18 protein-coding genes and 1 pseudogene are annotated in these 17452 nt (G+C 66.3%); 11 read left to right on the top strand and 8 right to left on the bottom strand.

Annotated features, from left to right (window positions below):
* Positions 1-131 precede the first annotated feature (131 nt).
* The 3 genes from U1E69_RS17245 to U1E69_RS17235 all read left to right on the top strand — a co-directional run bounded on the left by U1E69_RS17245 (position 132) and on the right by U1E69_RS17235 (position 1969).
* A complete protein-coding gene (locus U1E69_RS17245; protein ID WP_305539766.1) occupies positions 132-554 on the top strand; it encodes a GAF domain-containing protein in 423 nt (140 codons plus the stop codon).
* Positions 554-871, top strand: a complete 318-nt coding sequence (locus U1E69_RS17240; protein WP_305539763.1) for a hypothetical protein — start codon at positions 554-556, stop codon at positions 869-871. Before U1E69_RS17245 ends, U1E69_RS17240 begins: the two co-directional genes overlap by 1 nt.
* 84 nt (positions 872-955) lie before the next feature.
* Positions 956-1969 (top strand): hydroxyacid dehydrogenase, encoded by a 1014-nt coding sequence (locus U1E69_RS17235; RefSeq protein ID WP_305539760.1) that lies wholly within the window; start codon positions 956-958, stop codon positions 1967-1969.
* Here U1E69_RS17235 and U1E69_RS17230 read toward each other — a convergent pair.
* Positions 1966-2400, bottom strand: coding sequence for a DMT family transporter (locus U1E69_RS17230; protein ID WP_305539757.1), 435 nt, complete (start codon positions 2398-2400; stop codon positions 1966-1968). The genes U1E69_RS17235 and U1E69_RS17230 overlap by 4 nt on opposite strands.
* Positions 2401-2509: 109 nt before the next feature.
* Between U1E69_RS17230 and U1E69_RS17225 the strand changes: the two genes are divergently transcribed.
* Positions 2510-3418 carry a LysR family transcriptional regulator gene (locus tag U1E69_RS17225; protein WP_322245655.1) on the top strand — a complete coding sequence of 303 codons (909 nt, stop codon included), beginning with the start codon at positions 2510-2512 and terminating at the stop codon, positions 3416-3418.
* A gap of 24 nt (positions 3419-3442) precedes the next feature.
* On the opposite strand, the gene U1E69_RS17220 is transcribed toward U1E69_RS17225, so the two are convergent.
* The gene (locus U1E69_RS17220) at positions 3443-4630 is read right to left on the bottom strand and encodes a glycosyltransferase (RefSeq protein WP_322245654.1); all 1188 of its coding nucleotides are present in this window, start codon (positions 4628-4630) and stop codon (positions 3443-3445) included.
* 220 nt (positions 4631-4850) lie between these two features.
* Here U1E69_RS17220 and U1E69_RS17215 point away from each other — a divergent pair, with 220 nt between their 5' ends.
* From U1E69_RS17215 to U1E69_RS17195, 5 genes are all read left to right on the top strand, one after another.
* Positions 4851-6008 carry an ABC transporter substrate-binding protein gene (locus U1E69_RS17215; RefSeq protein ID WP_322245653.1) on the top strand — a complete coding sequence of 386 codons (1158 nt, stop codon included), beginning with the start codon at positions 4851-4853 and terminating at the stop codon, positions 6006-6008.
* Between the two features lie 90 nt (positions 6009-6098).
* The gene (locus U1E69_RS17210; RefSeq protein ID WP_322245652.1) at positions 6099-7085 is read left to right on the top strand and encodes an ABC transporter ATP-binding protein; all 987 of its coding nucleotides are present in this window, start codon (positions 6099-6101) and stop codon (positions 7083-7085) included.
* A 196-nt stretch (positions 7086-7281) separates the two neighbouring features.
* Complete coding sequence (locus U1E69_RS17205; RefSeq protein ID WP_322245651.1) at positions 7282-8226, top strand: ABC transporter permease; 945 nt, start codon at positions 7282-7284, stop codon at positions 8224-8226.
* A complete protein-coding gene (locus U1E69_RS17200) occupies positions 8216-9019 on the top strand; it encodes an ABC transporter permease (RefSeq protein WP_322245650.1) in 804 nt (267 codons plus the stop codon). Before U1E69_RS17205 ends, U1E69_RS17200 begins: the two co-directional genes overlap by 11 nt.
* 19 nt (positions 9020-9038) lie before the next feature.
* The gene (locus U1E69_RS17195) at positions 9039-10463 is read left to right on the top strand and encodes a gamma-aminobutyraldehyde dehydrogenase (RefSeq protein WP_416200301.1); all 1425 of its coding nucleotides are present in this window, start codon (positions 9039-9041) and stop codon (positions 10461-10463) included.
* A 45-nt stretch (positions 10464-10508) separates the two neighbouring features.
* Here the strand turns inward: U1E69_RS17195 and U1E69_RS17190 are convergent.
* From U1E69_RS17190 to U1E69_RS17170, 5 genes and pseudogenes are all read right to left on the bottom strand, one after another.
* Positions 10509-11245, bottom strand: a pseudogene (locus tag U1E69_RS17190) (SDR family NAD(P)-dependent oxidoreductase).
* Positions 11242-11829, bottom strand: a complete 588-nt coding sequence (locus U1E69_RS17185; RefSeq protein WP_322245648.1) for a DUF3833 domain-containing protein — start codon at positions 11827-11829, stop codon at positions 11242-11244. The pseudogene U1E69_RS17190 and the gene U1E69_RS17185 overlap by 4 nt, the downstream one beginning before the upstream one ends.
* Positions 11826-13076: an MFS transporter gene (locus U1E69_RS17180; RefSeq protein WP_322245647.1), complete on the bottom strand. Its 1251-nt coding sequence runs from the start codon at positions 13074-13076 to the stop codon at positions 11826-11828. The genes U1E69_RS17185 and U1E69_RS17180 overlap by 4 nt, the downstream gene beginning before the upstream one ends.
* 199 nt (positions 13077-13275) lie before the next feature.
* Complete coding sequence (locus U1E69_RS17175) at positions 13276-14040, bottom strand: DUF1365 domain-containing protein (protein WP_322245646.1); 765 nt, start codon at positions 14038-14040, stop codon at positions 13276-13278.
* A complete protein-coding gene (locus tag U1E69_RS17170) occupies positions 14037-15332 on the bottom strand; it encodes an NAD(P)/FAD-dependent oxidoreductase (RefSeq protein ID WP_322245645.1) in 1296 nt (431 codons plus the stop codon). Before U1E69_RS17170 ends, U1E69_RS17175 begins: the two co-directional genes overlap by 4 nt.
* Positions 15333-15595: 263 nt before the next feature.
* On the opposite strand from U1E69_RS17170, the gene U1E69_RS17165 reads away from it, so the two are divergent.
* Positions 15596-16219 (top strand): sigma-70 family RNA polymerase sigma factor, encoded by a 624-nt coding sequence (locus tag U1E69_RS17165; RefSeq protein ID WP_322245644.1) that lies wholly within the window; start codon positions 15596-15598, stop codon positions 16217-16219.
* 16 nt (positions 16220-16235) lie between these two features.
* Positions 16236-16880: a ChrR family anti-sigma-E factor gene (locus U1E69_RS17160; RefSeq protein WP_322245643.1), complete on the top strand. Its 645-nt coding sequence runs from the start codon at positions 16236-16238 to the stop codon at positions 16878-16880.
* Here U1E69_RS17160 and U1E69_RS17155 read toward each other — a convergent pair.
* Positions 16877-17404 (bottom strand): HutD family protein, encoded by a 528-nt coding sequence (locus tag U1E69_RS17155; RefSeq protein WP_322245642.1) that lies wholly within the window; start codon positions 17402-17404, stop codon positions 16877-16879. The genes U1E69_RS17160 and U1E69_RS17155 overlap by 4 nt on opposite strands.
* Between the last annotated feature and the right edge of the window lie 48 nt (positions 17405-17452).

Below are 17452 nucleotides of genomic sequence, written 5' to 3'. Positions count from 1 at the left end.
GGTCGCGTCCAGACGGCGGGCAGAGAGTTCGTATTGCATGGGGCCTCGCAGGATTGACAGTCGGGGTTCGGGGCAGAGAATGGCCTTGAACCCGGCACCCGCGCCTTGATCCGGCGCAAAGCGAGGAAAGATTGACAGCCTTCACCGATCTTCACGCCCGCTGTACCGCGCTGGGCACGCGGCTTTTCACCGTGACGAAGCTGGACGAGGACAAGGCGCTGTTTGGCCGCGTCTTCACCTCGCATCCGGTGGAGTATCCGGTGTCGGGGACCAAACCGATGGAGAAGGACGGCTGGTACGACACCACAATCGCGGGGCGGCGGACCTTCGTGGCGAACACCCCGCCAGAGTTTGCGAAGTACTTCTTCGACCACGCGCTGATCGTGTCGCTGGGCCTGGGGTCCTGCATCAACGTGCCGGTGGTGGGGGGTGGGCGGGTGCTGGGGACGGTGAACATCCTGGCCGAGGCCGGGCACTTCACGCCCGCGAAGCTGGCAGCCTATGAGCAGCTGGTTGCCGAGGCAGTCCCGGCCCTGGCGGCGGAGCTGCGGTGATGGCGAAGGAACCGACCCCGGTCGAGGCGTTCCTTACCCCGCTTGCGAAGATCGCGCGGAAGCATCGCGACATCGAGGGGCTGGTGTTCTGGGGCGGAGAGAGTTGGGACCCCTCGCCTTCCGAGGCGCTGGAGGCCGAAGAGATCGTCTTCTACGCCGAGGGGCTGCTGATCGACGGGTTCCAGATGGACTGGGCGCTGGTGGCCGAGGGTGATGCGCCCGACCACCTGCGTCTGTGCTTCTGGCAAGAGGGCGCGCCGCCGCCGCCGGTCGCAGCGCCGTGGCGGGTGGAGGCGCAGGGGCGCTGGACGGGTTAGCGGACAACCGGGCAGGGCCGGACTGGCCTTGTCCCCGGAGGCGGACTGCGCCTAGGGTCGGGCAAATTGCCGGAAGGACCCCCGATGCGCGTGCTTTACGACCCCGATCCCCGGAGCACCGGCGACATCTTTTCGGCCCATGAGCTGGCGGCGTTCACAAGCCGGTATCAGGTGACGGAATGGCAGGGCCAGGACCGCGACGCCTTCTATGCCGAACACCTGCCGGGGACGGACATCCTGATCTCGCAGCAACCGATGGGCGCGGACCGGCTGGCGCTGGCGCCGAACCTGCGGGCGATCTTCAATGTCGAGACCAACTTCCTGCCGAACATCGACTATGAGGAATGTTTTCGCCGCGGCATCCCGGTGCTTGCGCCCGGCGGAGTCTTTGCCGCACCCGTGGCCGAGATGGCGCTGGGCATGGCGCTTAGCCTGGCGCGCAACATCCACGGCGAACATGCGGCCTTCCTGCGGGGTCAGGAGAAATGGCTGTTTGACGGCAACCGTGAGTCCGAGATGCTGGCGGGATCGACCGTGGGGATCATCGGGTTCGGTGATCTGGGGCGGGCGCTGCACCGGTTGCTGGCCCCGTTCGGCTGCCGCGTCCAGGCGCATGACCCCTGGCTTCCCCCCGGCCACCTGCGGCGGTTGGGGGTGGAGCCGGTGGATTTCGACACCCTGATGGCCGAGAACCGCTTTATCTTCGTGATGGCGGCGATCACGACGGAAAACAAGGGGTTGATCGACGCCGGCGCGCTGTCGCTGATGCAGAAGGGGGCGATGCTTCTGCTGATGTCGCGTGCCGCAGCTGTCGACTTTCCGGCCCTGACTCAGGCCGCTTCCGAGGGGCGCATCCGCGTCGCGACCGATGTCTTTCCGGTCGAGCCGCTGCCACAGGACGATCCAATCCGCCGCACTCCCAACATGCTGTTCTCACCGCACCGGGCCGGGGCGCTGGAATTTGCGCTGCGGGAAATCGGCACACGCGTGCTGGAGGACATGGACCTGATCGCCCGGGGTCTGGCCCCCGTCGCCTGCCGCCGGGCCGAGCGGGAAACCGTGGCGCGGTTCCGGTCAAAGCCGGTGGATCGGTCCTAAAGCCGCGACAAGAGTAGCCCCGCGGCCACCAGAGCTGCGGCGGCAAGCCGCGTTGGCGTGACTTCGCGCACCGCCATGCCCAGGGCCCCGGTCGCGTCAATGACCATCGCGGCGGCCATCTGGCCCAGGATCAGCGCGGCGACCAGGGTGACCACGCCCAGGGAGGCGACGCCCCAGACGGTCGCGAACACATACCAGGCACCCAGGACGCCGCCAACCAGGGTCCAGGCCGGGACCTGCGGCAGCTTCAGGAAGGCGCCACCCTGGCCCTGAAACGCCGCGATGGCCAGCAGGACAAGGAAGCCCACGCCGAACGACACCGCAGCGGCGGGCACTGCGGCCCCAAGCTCGCGGGACAGGGCCGCGTTGATCGGGGCCTGGACCGAGATCGCCGCCCCGCCCAGCACTACGGCCAGGATTACCCACCACATGCGCTCCTCCGTTGCTTTGGACCATCTGACCACCCCGCTCCGCCAGCATCAACCCTTGCGCCCGGCGCGGGTTCGGGCAGATTGGCGATATCCCCTATCGGCGGTTCCGATGGCTTTCACCCTGCGCCAGCTTCAGTTCTTTGTCGCCGCGGCCGAGGCCGGGTCCGTCTCGGGCGCGGCGCGGGCGCTGTCGATCAGCCAGTCCTCGGTCACCGAAGCGATCCGGGGGCTGGAGGATGATCTGGGCGTGATCCTGTTCGACCGGCAGGCACGGGGCATCCTGCTGACGCACAAAGGGTCGGCCTTCCTGCGCCATGCCCGGCAGATCCTGTCCGACGTGGCGACTGCCCGCAGCACCTTTCAAGTCGAAGCCGAGACCGCCCGCGGCCGCCTGTCGCTGGGGGTGACCAGCCTGGTCGCGGGCTATGTGCTGTCCGACATCCTGCAACGCTATCGCCGCGCCTTTCCGCAGGTCGAGCTGAACGTGATCGAGGACAGCGGCGAATACCTGCAGCACCTGCTGATCGGGGGCGAGCTGGACGTGGCGGTGCTGCTGACCTCGTCCGTGCATGACCGCATGGCGCTGAACGTCGAGACGCTGCTGGTGTCGCCGTATCGGCTTTGGCTGCCGTTGGGACATCCGCTGGCGCAACAGGAAAGCATTACGCTGGAAGAGCTTGCGGGAACCCCGATGATCCAGCTGATGGTGGACGAGATCGAGGAATCGACCCGCCGCCTGACCGCCGCGCTGCCGGTCAAGCCACAGATCGCCTTCCGCACCCGCAGTGTCGAGGCAGTGCGCAGCCTGGTCGCCACGGGGGCGGGGCTGGCGATCCTGCCCAGCCTGGTCTACCGGCCCTGGTCGCTGGAAGGCGACCGGATCGAGATCCGCGATGTCTCGGGCGATCTGCCGACGGTGCAGGTGGGGCTGGCCTGGCGCAAGGGCGCGCCCTTGACCGGCCCGGCGTCGAACTTCATCAGATCGGCGCAAAGCACGGCGGTCGCCCGCCCCAGCTAGGCCACCCCAACCAGGCCGCTAAAGCTAGGCCGCAACGGGCGGCAACTCGATCCCCGCGACCTGCGCCAGATGCTGCATCCGGCGGCGGAACTCTTCGTAAAAGCCGTGCTTGCGGGAAAAAGCCCAGGCGTTCCGGCTGCGCCGCGCCAGCTCGGCCGGGTCCTGCGCCAGCGCGGCGATCCGGTCTGCCAGCGCCAGCGGCTGACCCAGTGGAGTGTCCCAGCCCGCTTGCGATTCGCCATTCAGGCGCTGCCACATGCGGTTGTCATAGCTGGCAACGGCGACACCGCAGCCCATCGCCTCGATATAGGTGCAGGACGGGTCGGATTGCGGATGGCAGCCAAGGAACATGTCGGCCTTGGTCCGGGTAAACGGCACCAGCTGGGTTTCGAAGTCGACGGCGCCGTGCATGCGCACCCGGTGCGGGTCGGGCAGGCTGCCTATTCCCTGGGCAACCTCGGCCTGCAGCGAGCCGCTGCCGAAGATGTCCAGCGTGAAATCCACCCCGCGCTGGGCCAGTCTGCGTGCCACCGGAATCAGGTCCTGAGCGCCCTTCATGGTTTCAAGTCGCCCCGAGAAGACCAGCCGCAACGGCCCCCCCGCCGCCAGATGCGCCTCGCGCGCGGCCATCTCGGCCTCGGTCGCGAAGAGGTCCGGCGTCATGCGGCCATCAAGGAACAGAAGGCTGTCGCGACACATCGGCGCATACAGGTCATGGGCAGGATAGCCGTTGGATTGCACGGCGGATGCCGCCTTGAACGACCGCTGGCGCCTGCGTTCCTGCTGCATCAGCCAGACGCGGCCCTTCAACCGGCTCAACGTTCCGCGCCCACGGTCCAGATTCAGGATCTGAAGCCTGGTTTCTGGAGTGTACTCAATAACATAGACGATCTTTTGCCCGGGCTTCACATGGTCGGTCAGGCCCAGGCAGCGAAAGTCGTCCCCACCGGCGTAGACCAGACCGGCACCGTCCATGTGCTGCGGCCCCAGTTCTTCGGTCGGGTCAAGCAGCGCCAGGTCGAACGGCAGCTCGTCGCGGTCATAGGCCCGTCCGAAGGGAATGGAGCCCGCCCCGCGCCGCAGGACACATCTGATCCGGCTGGGCCAGTGCGCCTGCTGGATGCGCATCCCCTCGACAAACTTAACATCAAGCCGCAGCCGGCCGCCTTCCTCGACCACCGGCGCCGGCGCAATCATCACCATCTGTGTCATTCACATACCCACGTGTCCCACTTCATTCTGGCGCTGTTCCATGTCACGCGACAAACAATTTGGGTGTTCTCCAGATATTTTTCCGCAGATATCGACAGAACCGATAGCTTGCTTCAGTTTTTTGTTATTGCGAAAGTATGGGCAGGACATAGGCTTTTCGCAAGTCCGCGGGAACGGACTCTCTGCAGCCATGCCAGAGACACAACAACGGGAGTCTGCCATGAATCGCCTCAAGCTCTTGGGAACCACCACGCTTGCCCTGATGACCGGGATCAGCCCGGTTCTGGCCCAGGTCACCGAAATCGGCGCGCCGGAGGGTCAGGTGAACATCGTCGCCTGGCCGGGCTATATCGAGCGCGGCGAGACCGACAAGGCCTTCGACTGGGTCACCAAGTTCGAGGCGGCCTCGGGCTGCAAGGTGAACGTCAAGACCGCCAACACCTCGGACGAGATGGTGGCGCTGATGAACGAGGGTGGCTTCGACCTGGTGACTGCCTCGGGCGACGCAAGCTTGCGTCTGGTGGCGGGCGACCGGGTGCAGCCGATCAACACCGACCTGATCCCATCCTGGTCGACGGTCGATGACCGGCTGAAGTCCGCGCCCTGGCATACGGTCGACGGCGTGCACTACGGCGTGCCCTACATGTGGGGGCCGAACGTGTTGATGTACAACACCGAGGTGTTCAAAGAGCCGCCCACCTCGTGGAACGTGGTGTTCGAAGAGATGACCCTGCCGGACGGCCAGCCGAACAAGGGCCGCGTCCAGGCCTATGACGGCCCGATCCACATCGCCGATGCCGCGCAGTACCTGATGTTCCACAAGCCGGAACTGGGGATCACCTCGCCCTACGAGCTGAACGAAGACCAGTACAAGGCCGCGCTGGACCTGCTGCGCGTGCAGCGCAACCTGGTCAGCCGCTACTGGCATGACGCCTTCATCCAGATCGACGACTTCAAGAACGAGGGCGTGGTCGCATCGGGGTCCTGGCCGTTCCAGCGCAACCTTCTGCAGGCCGACGGTCAGCCGATCGCATCGGTGATCCCGCAAGAGGGCGCGACGGGCTGGGCCGACACGACGATGATGCATGTCGACGCGGCGAACCCGAACTGCTCGTACCTGTGGATGGAGCATTCGCTGTCGTCGAACTTGCAGGCCGACCTGGCGGTCTGGTTCGGGGCGAACCCCTCGGTCCCGGCGGCCTGCACTGACGGGCGTGGCATGTCCACCGCCGAAAGCTGCACGGCGAACGGGATGGACGACTTCGAGAAGATCCGGTTCTGGACCACTCCGGTCTCGAACTGCTCTCAGGGCGACGGCGCCTGCGTGCCCTACTACCGCTGGGTGTCGGACTATATCGGCGTGATCGGCGGCCGCTGATCTTCTGATCCAAGGGTGGGCGAATCGCCCACCCTACTCCCCCGCTTCCCCTGACCAGTGGTGCGCCCTTGCGCACCCAACGGATGCCCCATGACCTCTGCTGTCGAGTTCCACAACGTCTCGCGCCACTTCGGCTCTGTCAGGGCCGTCGATGGCGTGGACCTCACCATCGCCGAAGGGTCCTTCTTCGCGATGCTGGGCCCCTCGGGGTCGGGCAAGACAACCTGCTTGCGGCTGATCTCGGGCTTTGAAAAGCCGACGGGCGGGCAGATCCGCATCTTCGGCGAGGACGTGTCCGAGACTCCGCCGCACCTGCGCAACGTGAACACGGTGTTCCAGGACTATGCGCTGTTCCCGCATCTGAACGTGCGGGACAACGTGGCCTACGGGCTGATGGTCAAGGGCATGGGCCGCACGGCACGCTATGCCAAGGCCGAAGAGATGCTGGCCCTGGTCAAGCTGGACGGCTACGGCGACCGCAAGCCCGCGCAACTGTCGGGGGGCCAGCGGCAGCGGGTGGCGCTGGCGCGCGCTCTGGTGAACGAACCGCGCGTGCTGCTACTGGACGAACCCCTGGGTGCTCTGGACCTGAAACTGCGCGAGGCGATGCAGGATGAGCTGAAGGCCCTGCAAAAGCGCCTGGGGCTGACCTTCGTCTTCGTCACCCATGACCAGCACGAAGCCCTGTCGATGGCCGACAGCCTGGCCGTCTTCAACGAGGGCCGCATCGCCCAGATCGGCACCCCCAAGGACATTTACGACCGCCCCGCCACCCGGTTCGTGGCCGATTTCGTCGGCTCCTCCAACGTCCTGCCGCCCGAGCTGACCCGCGCTTTGGGCGGTCCGGCAAAGTGGGCGTCCTTGCGCCCCGAGGCCACGCGCCTTGCCGCCTCTGGCCCGGTTCAAGGCACCGTGACCGCGCTGCGCTACCTTGGCTCGGGCACCCGCGTGGTGATCGACGCGGGCGGCACCGAGATCGCCGCCCTGGTCCCCGCCGGCCAGCCCGTTCCGGCGGAAGGCGCGACCACCGCCTTCGCCTTCGAGCCTTCGGCGCTGCACCTCATGGGGGCGACCTGATGCGCCGTCTCCAGGACGCACGGTCGACGGGGGCGCTGCCCCCGAACCCCCGGGATATTTATCTCCAGTATGAAATGAGTCCGTTTCATACTGGTCCAAATATCCCCGCCGGAGGCTCTGACGCCTCCTTCCTGCGCAACGGTGCAGAGCCGGGTGCCCAAAATTCTTCCTTCAAGAATTTTGACGGCCAGAGGGCATGCCAATGACCTCTCCGGCGATCCTGCCCACCAAGGGCCTGGCCGACCAACTGACCGGCAGCTTCTGGCGGCGGCCGAGGCTCCTCCTCCTCCTCCTCATCACCCCGCCGCTTCTGTGGCTGGGTGTGGTTTACCTTGGCTCGCTTGCCGCCCTCCTCCTTCAGTCCTTCTACTCGATCGACGAGTTCTCGGGCGTGGTGAAGGAAGAGTTCACGCTGAAGACCTATGCCGAGCTCTTCCGGGCGCAGAACCTGGACATCATCATCCGCACTGTGGTGATGGCGACCGCCGTGACGCTGGCCTGCGCGGTTCTGGCCTTCCCCATCGCCTATTTTGCCGCGCGCTATGCCAAGGGCCCGTGGAAGGCTGCCTTCTACCTGGGGGTCATGCTGCCCCTCTGGTCGTCCTACCTCGTCAAGGTCTACGCTTGGAAGCTGATCCTGGCGAAGGAGGGCATCCTGGGCTGGGCGGCAGAGGGCACAGGGACCGGGTTCATCATCGACGGCATCCTGTCGATCCCGGGGCTCGAAGGCTCCTCCCTCTCCACCTCGCCCTTCGGGACCTTCCTGGTCTTCGTCTACATCTGGCTGCCATACATGATCCTGCCCATGCAAGCGGCGCTGGAGCGGGTGCCGAATTCGATGCTGGAAGCCTCGGCCGATCTGGGGGCGACGCGTAGCCAGACCTTCCGCACGGTGATCCTGCCCCTGGCGCTGCCGGGGGTGATCGCCGGGTCGATCTTCACCTTCTCGCTGACCCTAGGCGACTACATCATCCCGCAGATCGTGGGGGATTCGTCGCGTTTCATTGGGCTGACGGTCTATCAGTTGCAGGGCACGGCGGGGAACACCCCGCTGGCCGCCGCCTTCGCCGTTGTGCCGATCCTGATCATGCTGGTCTACCTGTCACTGGCCAAACGGGCGGGGGCTTTCGATGCGCTCTGAAGCCTCTTGGGGTCTGAAAGCCGCAGCATTGGGGGGGCTGTTGTTCCTCCACCTGCCGATCCTTCTGATCTTCCTTTACGCCTTCACCACCGAAGAGCGCAGTTACGCCTTCCCGCCGCCCGGCTACACGACGCAATGGTTCGCCGTCGCCTGGAACCGTGAGGATATCTGGCCGCCCCTGTGGCTGTCGCTGCGGGTCGCCGCCATCGCCACTGTGATGGCTATGATCCTTGGCACGCTGGCCGCCGCCGCGATGGCACGGGCAAGCTTCTTCGGGCGCGACCAGGTCAGCCTGCTGATCCTGCTGCCCATCGCACTGCCTGGGGTCATCACCGGAATGTCGCTGCGGTCGGCCTTCGGGATCATGGACATCCCGTTCTCGACCTGGACCATCGTCCTCGGCCACGCGACCTTCTGCATCGTCATCGTCTACAACAACGCCATCGCCCGGATGCGCCGCCTGTCCGGCGGAATTCTGGAGGCCAGTGCCGACCTGGGTGCCAACAGCTTCCAGACCTTCCGCCATGTGCTTCTGCCGAACCTCGGCTCGGCGCTGCTGGCCGGGGGGATGCTGGCTTTTGCCCTGTCGTTCGACGAGGTCATCGTCACCACCTTCACCGCAGGCCAGCAGTCGACCCTGCCGATCTGGATGCTGAACGAGCTTGTCCGCCCGCGTCAGCGCCCCGTCACCAACGTCGTCGCCATCGTGGTCTTCGCGGCCACCTTCGTGCCGATCCTCATCGCCTACTACCTCACCCGCGGCGGGTCCGAGACCGCCGGCATGGGCAAATAGGGAGACTACCCCAATGACCATCCAGACCAAATTTCTCATCGGCAATGCCTTCGAAGCGGGGCAGGAGACGCCCGAGCAGATCCTGAACCCCCGCACCGGCGGGTTGATCCTGGAGGTGCCCGAAGCCTCGACCGCGCAGGTTGACCGGGCGGTGGGCGCCGCGCGGAAGGCCTTCGAGGGCTGGTCTCGGACCACGCCGGCGGAACGGTCCTCGGCGCTGTTGCAGATCGCCGACCGGATCGAGGCGGAGGCGGATGCGTTCGCGGCGCTGGAGGCGCTGAACTGCGGCAAGCCGATCAACGCGGCGCGCAATGACGAGATCCCGGCGATTGTCGACTGCTTCCGCTATTTCGCGGGCGCGGTGCGCTGCATGACCGGGACGGTGGCCGGAGAGTATCTCAGCGGTCATACCAGCATGATCCGGCGCGATCCGGTGGGCGTGGTGGCGTCGATTGCGCCCTGGAACTATCCGCTGATGATGATGGCCTGGAAGCTGGGACCGGCGATCGGGGGCGGCAACACGGTGGTGTTCAAGCCCAGCGAACAGACCCCGCTCACCGCGCTGAAGCTGGCGCAGATCCTGGCCGAGGTGCTGCCCGAAGGCGTTGTCAACGTCATCGCCGGGCGCGGGCAGACCGTGGGCAGCTATCTTATCAACCATCCGCAGGTGGACATGATCTCGCTGACCGGTGACGTGGCGACGGGGAAGAAGATGCTGGATGCCGCCGCCAAGACGGTGAAGCGCACCCATCTGGAGCTGGGCGGCAAGGCCCCGGTGATCGTGTTCGACGATGCCGATATCTCGGCGGTGGTTGAGGGGCTGCGGGCGTTCTCATTCTACAACGCCGGACAGGACTGCACCGCGGCCTGCCGGGTCTATGCCGGGAAAAAGGTCTATGACAATCTTGTCGCGGACCTCACCTCGGCGGCGTCGTCCATCGTGCTGGGGGCGGAGGACGACGCCACCAATGAAATCGGCCCGCTGATCAGCCAGCGCCAGCGCGACCGGGTGGCAAGCTTCGTCAACCGCGCGCGTGAGCTGAACCATGTGCAGGTGACGACGGGGGGCGAGGCGATGGACCAGGGCTTCTACTACCGCCCCACTGTCGTCGCCGGGGCCAAGCAGGACGACGAGATCGTCCGGCGCGAGGTCTTCGGGCCGGTGGTCTCGGTCACTCCGTTCAGCGAAGTGGATGAGGCGGTGGGCTGGGCCAATGACAGCGACTATGGGCTGGCGTCATCGGTCTGGACCCGGGATGTGGGGCGCGCGATGGCGACGGCGGCGCGGCTGCGCTATGGCTGCACCTGGATCAACACGCACTTCATGCTGACCAACGAGATGCCGCACGGCGGGTTGAAGCAGTCCGGCTACGGCAAGGACATGTCGGCCTATGCGCTGGAGGACTACACCGTGGTTCGCCACGTGATGGTCAAGCATGGCTAGGGACGGGGGTAGGGTGGGCGATATCGCCCACCCTACGCCTGCGCGTCATTTCGGCGGGAACATCCGGTAATACAGCGCGTCGGGCAGGAAATTGCCGCCACGGAAGAGCCATGAGAAGACGGTCGGGAAGCTGATCTTGAAGCGGCCGGATTGCATGTGCGGAACATGATCTCGGCGGCGGCTTCGGGTTCCATGATGAAGGGCATGGTGAAATCGTTTTTCGCCGTCAGCCCGGTGCGGATGAAGCCGGGGTTCGCCAGTTGCACCGTGACGCCGCTTTTTCGCAGGTCGGCGTAAAGCGATTCCGCCAGCACCATCGTCCCGGCTTTGGACGCCGCGTAGCCGATCGCCCCGGGCAGGCCGCGGAAGCCGGAGAGCGAGCCGGTGATGACGATATGGCCCTTGTTCCGGGCGACCATCCCCGGCAGCGCGGCGCCCACGGCCCGGATGCAGCCGGTGAAGTTGACGTTGGCCATCGCCTCGGCGGCCTTTGCGTCCCAGTCCTGCGCGCGCATCGGCCAGTAGACGCCGGCAAGGAACACCAGTCCGTCCAGATCGGGCAGCTGTGTCGCAGCGGCGGTAACGCTGGCGCTGTCGCCGACGTCCACCGGCAGGATCGTCGCGGGGCCGGGAAGGGTGGCGGCGGCGGCTTTCAGGCTGTCTTCGGTGCGCGCCGACAGGATCACCTCGGCCCCGGCTGCGCTAAGCTTCTGCGCAAGGGCCAGGCCCAGCCCCTCGGACGCGCCGACCAGCCAGTAGCGCTTGCCCCTGAAATCTCTCATTCCGCGGCGGCCAGTTGCCGCGCTTCGACGGGCACGGGGCGCATCGTGGCGACCAGTTCGGCCACCTTGATCCCGAACTTGCGGAACTGCGAGCGGTTCATGATCGTGCCGTTTTCCAGAAGATACATCCAGTCGGTCACGTCCAGGACATGGCCCCCGGCCTCGGGCGTAAGGCGGATGCGGTAGCGCAGCACCACGCCCGAACCTTCGGCACGGCCGGTGCCCTGGCCCACCACATCGGGCGCTGTGGCGATGATCTGGCCATCGGGTGCAACCGCAAGTGTCCAGGCGCGGTGCTGGATGGTGCCGCTGTCGTAGCGGAACACCTCGGCCAGAGTGCCGGTGGTGCCGTCCCAGGTGCCCTGCATGTCCGCCACAAAGCGCGAGGTGACGCGGCCGGTCGGCCCGAAGATCACGCCTTCGCAGGCCAGGGGGCCGGAGAGGTGGCGGCGCAGGTCGAAGTCAGGTCCCTTGCCAGAGTAGTCGGCGGGGTCCTGGGCCTGGAACGAGGCGAAGCGGTTGCGCAGCGCGATCAGGGCAAGGACGACCAGCGCGCCGGCAAGGGCGGAGAGGATCGGGGTCATCGGATGGTGTCCTTCAAGGGCATTGTCAGGTGGGTCCGGGCGAGAAGCACGATGGCGGTCAGCTTCAATACGCAAGGCAGGCCCGCATAGATCAATGTGAGTGTTTCAAGGGCACTTTCCGGGTTCTGCTGCCCGGTCTGAAAGCCGGCGGCTTGCAGCGCGGGCAGGATCGTCAACGCCGCCAGCGCGAGGGAAAGCTTCGACACGAAGGACCACAGGCCGAAGGCGGCGGCCTCGGGCGTGCCGGTCTGGGCCAGTCGCTGGGCGAAGATGGCGGGGAGCAGCGTGAGGTCGGCCCCGAGCGCGGCCCCGGACGCGGCGCAGATCAGGGCGAAGGGGATGAGGTCTTCGGTCCCGAGGGTGAGGGTCCAGAGGAAGCTTGCGATCGCAAGGGTCATCGCGGCGAGGAGGATGGGTTTCGGGCCGTGCTTGCGGGCAAGGTGGCTCCAGACCGGGGTCGAGGCGGCGGCGGCAAGGAAGAAGAGGAGGAGGAGCGGCCCCTCCCAGCCGGGCAGGCCAAGGCGGCTTTCGACGAAGAAGAGGAAGAGGGTGGAGGTGACGGCAACGGGGGAAGCGTTCAAGAGAGCAATCAGGAGGAGCCGGCGGGACAGGGGGTCGGCAAGGACAGGACGAAAAAGGTTCAGCGGGTTTGGCGTCGGCTCGGCACGCGTGCCCTGCCATTCGCGGTGCATGGCAAGGGTGGCGAACAGGGCCACGGCGGCGAAGATCAGGGCAAAGGCGGTGAAGGGGGTTTCGGTCAGGGGGGCCAGGGCGACGGGCGCGGTGGCGGCCAGGCAGACGCCGAGGAGTGATCCGCCCTCACGCCAGCCAGCGAGGCGGATGTGTCCCTGTGGGCCGAGGGTGGCGGCCTTGGTCACGCCCTCGGCGTAAAAACAGATGGTGAGGTAGGAGAAGGCGGAGAAGAGGACAGTCAGGGTGACGGCGAACCACAGGAGCGGTGCTATGGGGGGTGTCACGGCGTAGAGGCCCCAGAGGGACGCCGCCATCAAGGTGCTGGCAATGGCGACGGTCAGACGACGGCGGGGCCGTGTCGCCTCGGCAAGCCAGCCGAGGAGCGGGTCCTGGACGACGTCGATCAGCCGCAGCGCGGCGAGGGTCAGGCCCAGGCTTGCCAGCGAGATGCCGTAGCTGTCGACGAAGAACTTGGGCGCATGGATGTAGATCGGCAGGCCCGCCATTGCGATCAGGGCGGCGAACAGCGACCAGGCCGGGAGGCGGGTGGTCATCGGCAGCTGTCGAATTGAGCGCCTTGCGGCGCGTGCCTTTTGTCTCGCGTGTCTGCGTGAAGGACGCAGACACACTCGGGCGCCTTCGGCGAGGATATTTGGGCCAGTATGAAAGCAGGGGTGGGTCGGGGTGGAGGCGGCGGAGTCTCCGGCGGGGATAGTGGTGCAAAGATGAAGGGCGGGCGCGAAAGGGGCCGGGTCATCGCGAGATGTCTTCGGTGGGTGGAGTGGGGCGGCCGTGGAACTTGACCTTCTTCAGCCACAGCTTCAGCGCTTGCCAGTGGATCAGCGCCAGAACGCGGCGTGAGCCGAAGGGGCGGCGGAGGGCGGAGGCGAGGATGCCGCGGTTGGTCAGGGGCTGGCGCGGGCCGATCAGGTTGGTGAAGAGGCCGCCGCCGGGCGTGGTGTAGTCGATCCAGATGCCGATCCGGTCGGGGCGGATGTCGAAGCGGAAGGTGTAGGTTCCGGCAACAGGCTGGAAGGGCGAGACGTGGAAGATCTTCTGCGCGACGATGGTGTCTTCGCGCGAGATGGGCGCGCGATCCTCGCGGTGACAAAGGTAGGAATGGCGGTCGCCGTAGGTGTTGGTGACCTCGGCGATGACGGCGCGCAGGTGGCCGAGATGGTCGTAGGACAGCCAGAAGCTGACCGGGTTGAACACGTGGCCCAGAAGGCGCGGTTGGGCGAGGAGGAGGAGTCGGTCGTGGGCGAGATTGTGCTGGGCCAGCACCTCGCGCGTCCAGGCGGCCCCGCTGCCCTGGCCAGGGGTGCCGCCGTGGTCGGCGTCGTGGACCGACATCAGGTTGCGGGCGTTGCGGGAAAAGAGGGTGGGGCCTTTCGCCTTTGCCGGGTCGAGGAGCAGGTAGTCGACAGAGTAGCGGAAGGCGTTCTTCACCGCGCCCTTGCGGCCGTGGAAGGTTTCCGCCGGAATCCGCTGGACCCCCGTATGTCCGTTTCCGGTCACGCGACCAGCCGGAAGGCGTGGCGCTCGGCCATCGCCTGCACCACGTCCACCGCCGAGGCGAAGCCGTCTTCGTGGAAGCCATTGCGCATCCAGGCGCCGCAGAACCAGGTGTTGCGGCTGCCGTTCATCGTGCGGATGCGATCCTGAGCCTCCAGGGCGGCGACGTCGAAGACCGGGTGGTGGAAGGTGTTCACGTCGTGGATCAGCTCGTCCCTGATCGGGCGCGTGGTGTTCAGGGTGACGAACAGCGGATCATCCTGCGGGATCGGCTGCAAGGAGTTCATCCAGTAGGTCAGGTCGATGCGTTCGCCGGGGCCGGATTTCGGCTCGACATAGGACCAGGAGGACCAGACCTTGCGCGATTTCGGCATCAGGCTGGCGTCGGAGTGCAGGACCGCCTGGTTCGGCTGGTAGCGGATCGCGGCAAGGGCGCCGGTTTCCTCGGGCGTGCCGTCGGTCAGAAGCTGCAGCGTGATGTCGGAATGGGTGGCGAATATGACGTCGTCGAACAGTTCGGGCTCGCAGCCCACGGCGCGTACGAAGACCGAACCGGCCTCACGCCGGACGGCTGCGATGGGGGTCGCAGTGCGGATGTCGACGCCCTGGGCGGTCATCGCGGCCTGCAGGCGGTGGACATATTCGATCGAGCCGCCCTTGACGGTGTACCACTGGTGCTGGCCTTCGACGTCCATCAGCGCATGATTGCGGAAGAAGCGGACCAGCGCCTGGGCCGGGAAGTCCAGGATGCCCGAAGTGGGCGTTGACCAGATCGCGCCCGAGAAGGGGGTGATGTAGTGATCGCGGAAATAGGTGCCGGTGCCAAGGCGGGCAAGAAGCTCGCGGATGGTCATGCCGGCATCGTTGGCCACCGCCTCGGCGTTGCGGTTGAAGTGCAGGATGTCCGACAGCATCCGCAGGAAGCGCGGGTTGAAGGCATTGCGGCGCTGGGCGAAGATCGAGTCCATCGAGGCCAGCCCGTATTCCACCGCGCCGCCGCGGATCGAGGCACCGAAGGACATGCTGCTTTCGGTGACTGGGACATCCAGCTTTTCAAAGAGCCGGACGAGGTGGGGATAATTCACCTGGTTGAAGACGATGAACCCGGTGTCGACCGGCTGGTCCTTCCGTTTGCCCGCGATCACGGTGCGGGCATGGCCGCCAAGGCGCGGCTCGGCCTCGAACAGGACCACAGAGTTGCGGTCGGCCAGCATGTGGGCTGCGGCCATACCGGAAATGCCCCCCCCGATCACGGCGATGCGGCGGGGGGTGGGGCCGAACTGTTCGAAAGGCATCTAAGCGGACTTCCCTGACTTTGGTCTTCACATGGTTACGCAACGGATGCCTGATCGGATCACCCTGCCCCCAGCCTTGCGGGGCCGGATTGAAGAAAGTTTCCTGTCAGGTTGAGCCACCCTGACACACCCGGAAAAACTGTCAAACCAAGTTGACACATTTCCTTGACTTGTTGCCGCGCTGCTCCAAGTCGCTGAAAAATGATCCGGCTGCGGGTTGCCGGCGTAGAAGCTGTATGATGCTTGACGCCAGCAGAGCCGCTATGACGGAACAGGCCATGCCGCCGGTGCTTTCGGGCGCGGTTGCACGGGCCGGTTCGCGGCAGAAGAAGGACGGGTCGTTGGCGAAGGCGGAGGACGAGACAGACTGGGCCGCCCTTCTGGTGAAGGTGCGCGACGATCAGGACAAGGCGGCCTTTGCGGCGCTGTTCCGGCACTTTGCCCCACGGGTAAAGGCCTTCCTGATGAAGTCGGGTGCCGGGGCCGCGCTGGCCGAGGAGTGCGCGCAGGACGTCATGGCGACGCTCTGGCAGAAGTCGCATCTTTTCGACCCCAGCCGGGCCAGCGTGGCGACCTGGGTCTATACCATCGCCCGCAACCGGCGGATCGACGCACTGCGCAAGGCGCGCCGAGCCGAGCCGGAGGAATTGGATTGGGGCCCCGAGCCAGAGCCTGACATGGCCGAGGTGCTGGAGACCCAGCAAGAGACGGAACGGCTGGGGCGCGCGTTGGCTGCGTTGCCTGCGCCGCAAAGGACACTGATCGAACGCGCCTTCTACGGCGATCTCTCGCACAGCGAGATCGCCGCCGAGACGGGGCTTCCCCTGGGGACGATCAAATCGCGGATTCGGTTGGCGCTGGACAAGCTGCGCCACCAGATGGGTTGAAGGACGAAGTAGGGACATGACGATACGCCACCATCTCTCGGACCAGCTCTTGATGGGCTACGCGGCCGGCCAGCTGCCCGAGGCCTTCAACCTGGTCGTCGCGACGCATGTGTCGCTGTGTGACGAATGTCGCGCCCGGCTGGGGTCGTTCGACGCCGTCGGCGGGACGCTTCTGGAAGAGGCGGACGAGATCGCGATGGGCGAGGATGCCCTGGCCCGGACGCTGGCCCGGATCGAAGGGTTGCCGCAAGCGACGCGGTCGCAACCTCTCAAGCCGGCTGGCATCTTCCCGGCGCCCCTGGCCGATTACATCGGTGGCGATCTTTCGGCGGTGCGCTGGCGCAAGGTTGGCGGCGGGGTGAAGCAGGCGATCCTGCCCACCGGCAAGGACGCCTCGGCGCGGCTTCTGTACATCCCGGCGGGCAAGGCGGTGCCGGACCACGGCCACCGGGGGATGGAGCTGACGCTGGTCCTGCAGGGGGCCTTTGCCGACGCCAATGACCGCTTCGACCGCGGCGACATCGAGATTGCCGGCGAGGATCTGGAGCATACTCCGGTGGCGCTGGCCGGGCAGGACTGCATCTGCCTTGCCGCGACGGATGCGCCCTTGCGGTTCCGGGGGCTGATTCCGCGTCTGGCGCAGCCCTTGCTGCGGATCTAACGACCGAAATACCGGACTGCGATCACGGACCCGTCCCCCGAAAGGTGGGCGGGTTCTGTCGCTATCAGAAGGTCTTCTGCCGCGATGTCTTCGCCGTTCACGCGGCACGCCCCCAAGGCATAAAGCGCCAGCGTGCCGCCTACCGGCAGGGAGGTGTTCTGCACGACCGTCACCTCGGGCCGGGGCAGGTGGCGGGCGGTCATCACGTTGAAATCGTCAGAGGGTCGGCTGTTGGTCTCGGTCGCGCGGACCTGAACGTCGCCGGGAAATGCCACCGGGATCAGCGGGTCACAGCGGAGGTCCAGCCCGGAGCCGGTCAGCCGGAACCCTGCGCCGGTCAGGACGGTAAGGTTGCGGTCTATGCCGGGAAACAGCGAAAACGGCCCGTCTTCGACCACCGAGGCGCGGGAGAGGCGGAGGAGGGTAGTCCCCGCCGGGTCGGTGAGGTGCAGAAGTTCGGTCGTGGTGCCGCGTCCGTTCTTCCAGGGCTGGGTCCTGTAGTCGGCGGGAGTGAGGTGGATCATGGGCTGTCTTTCATCGGGCGGTGGGCGAACCCGCAAGCGGGACCGCCC

Origin of the sequence: Tabrizicola sp. (assembly GCF_034366665.1) — a bacterium.
GTDB lineage: Bacteria > Pseudomonadota > Alphaproteobacteria > Rhodobacterales > Rhodobacteraceae > Tabrizicola.
Note: the sequence above shows the minus strand (reverse complement) of the source record. Positions and strands in the feature narration are given on the sequence as shown.

Excerpts from the sequence above, each read along its gene's own strand:
- U1E69_RS17170 (WP_322245645.1), bottom strand. The coding sequence starts at position 15,332 with ATGCCTTTCGAACAGTTCGGCCCCACCCCCCGCCGCATCGCCGTGATC.
- U1E69_RS17235 (WP_305539760.1), top strand. The coding sequence starts at position 956 with ATGCGCGTGCTTTACGACCCCGATCCCCGGAGCACCGGCGACATCTTT.
- U1E69_RS17180 (WP_322245647.1), bottom strand. The coding sequence starts at position 13,076 with ATGACCACCCGCCTCCCGGCCTGGTCGCTGTTCGCCGCCCTGATCGCA.
- U1E69_RS17240 (WP_305539763.1), top strand. The coding sequence starts at position 554 with ATGGCGAAGGAACCGACCCCGGTCGAGGCGTTCCTTACCCCGCTTGCG.
- U1E69_RS17210 (WP_322245652.1), top strand. The coding sequence starts at position 6,099 with ATGACCTCTGCTGTCGAGTTCCACAACGTCTCGCGCCACTTCGGCTCT.
- U1E69_RS17230 (WP_305539757.1), bottom strand. The coding sequence starts at position 2,400 with ATGTGGTGGGTAATCCTGGCCGTAGTGCTGGGCGGGGCGGCGATCTCG.
- U1E69_RS17225 (WP_322245655.1), top strand. The coding sequence starts at position 2,510 with ATGGCTTTCACCCTGCGCCAGCTTCAGTTCTTTGTCGCCGCGGCCGAG.
- U1E69_RS17155 (WP_322245642.1), bottom strand. The coding sequence starts at position 17,404 with ATGATCCACCTCACTCCCGCCGACTACAGGACCCAGCCCTGGAAGAAC.
- U1E69_RS17160 (WP_322245643.1), top strand. The coding sequence starts at position 16,236 with ATGACGATACGCCACCATCTCTCGGACCAGCTCTTGATGGGCTACGCG.
- U1E69_RS17185 (WP_322245648.1), bottom strand. The coding sequence starts at position 11,829 with ATGACCCCGATCCTCTCCGCCCTTGCCGGCGCGCTGGTCGTCCTTGCC.
- U1E69_RS17215 (WP_322245653.1), top strand. The coding sequence starts at position 4,851 with ATGAATCGCCTCAAGCTCTTGGGAACCACCACGCTTGCCCTGATGACC.
- U1E69_RS17205 (WP_322245651.1), top strand. The coding sequence starts at position 7,282 with ATGCCAATGACCTCTCCGGCGATCCTGCCCACCAAGGGCCTGGCCGAC.
- U1E69_RS17200 (WP_322245650.1), top strand. The coding sequence starts at position 8,216 with ATGCGCTCTGAAGCCTCTTGGGGTCTGAAAGCCGCAGCATTGGGGGGG.
- U1E69_RS17165 (WP_322245644.1), top strand. The coding sequence starts at position 15,596 with ATGACGGAACAGGCCATGCCGCCGGTGCTTTCGGGCGCGGTTGCACGG.
- U1E69_RS17220 (WP_322245654.1), bottom strand. The coding sequence starts at position 4,630 with ATGACACAGATGGTGATGATTGCGCCGGCGCCGGTGGTCGAGGAAGGC.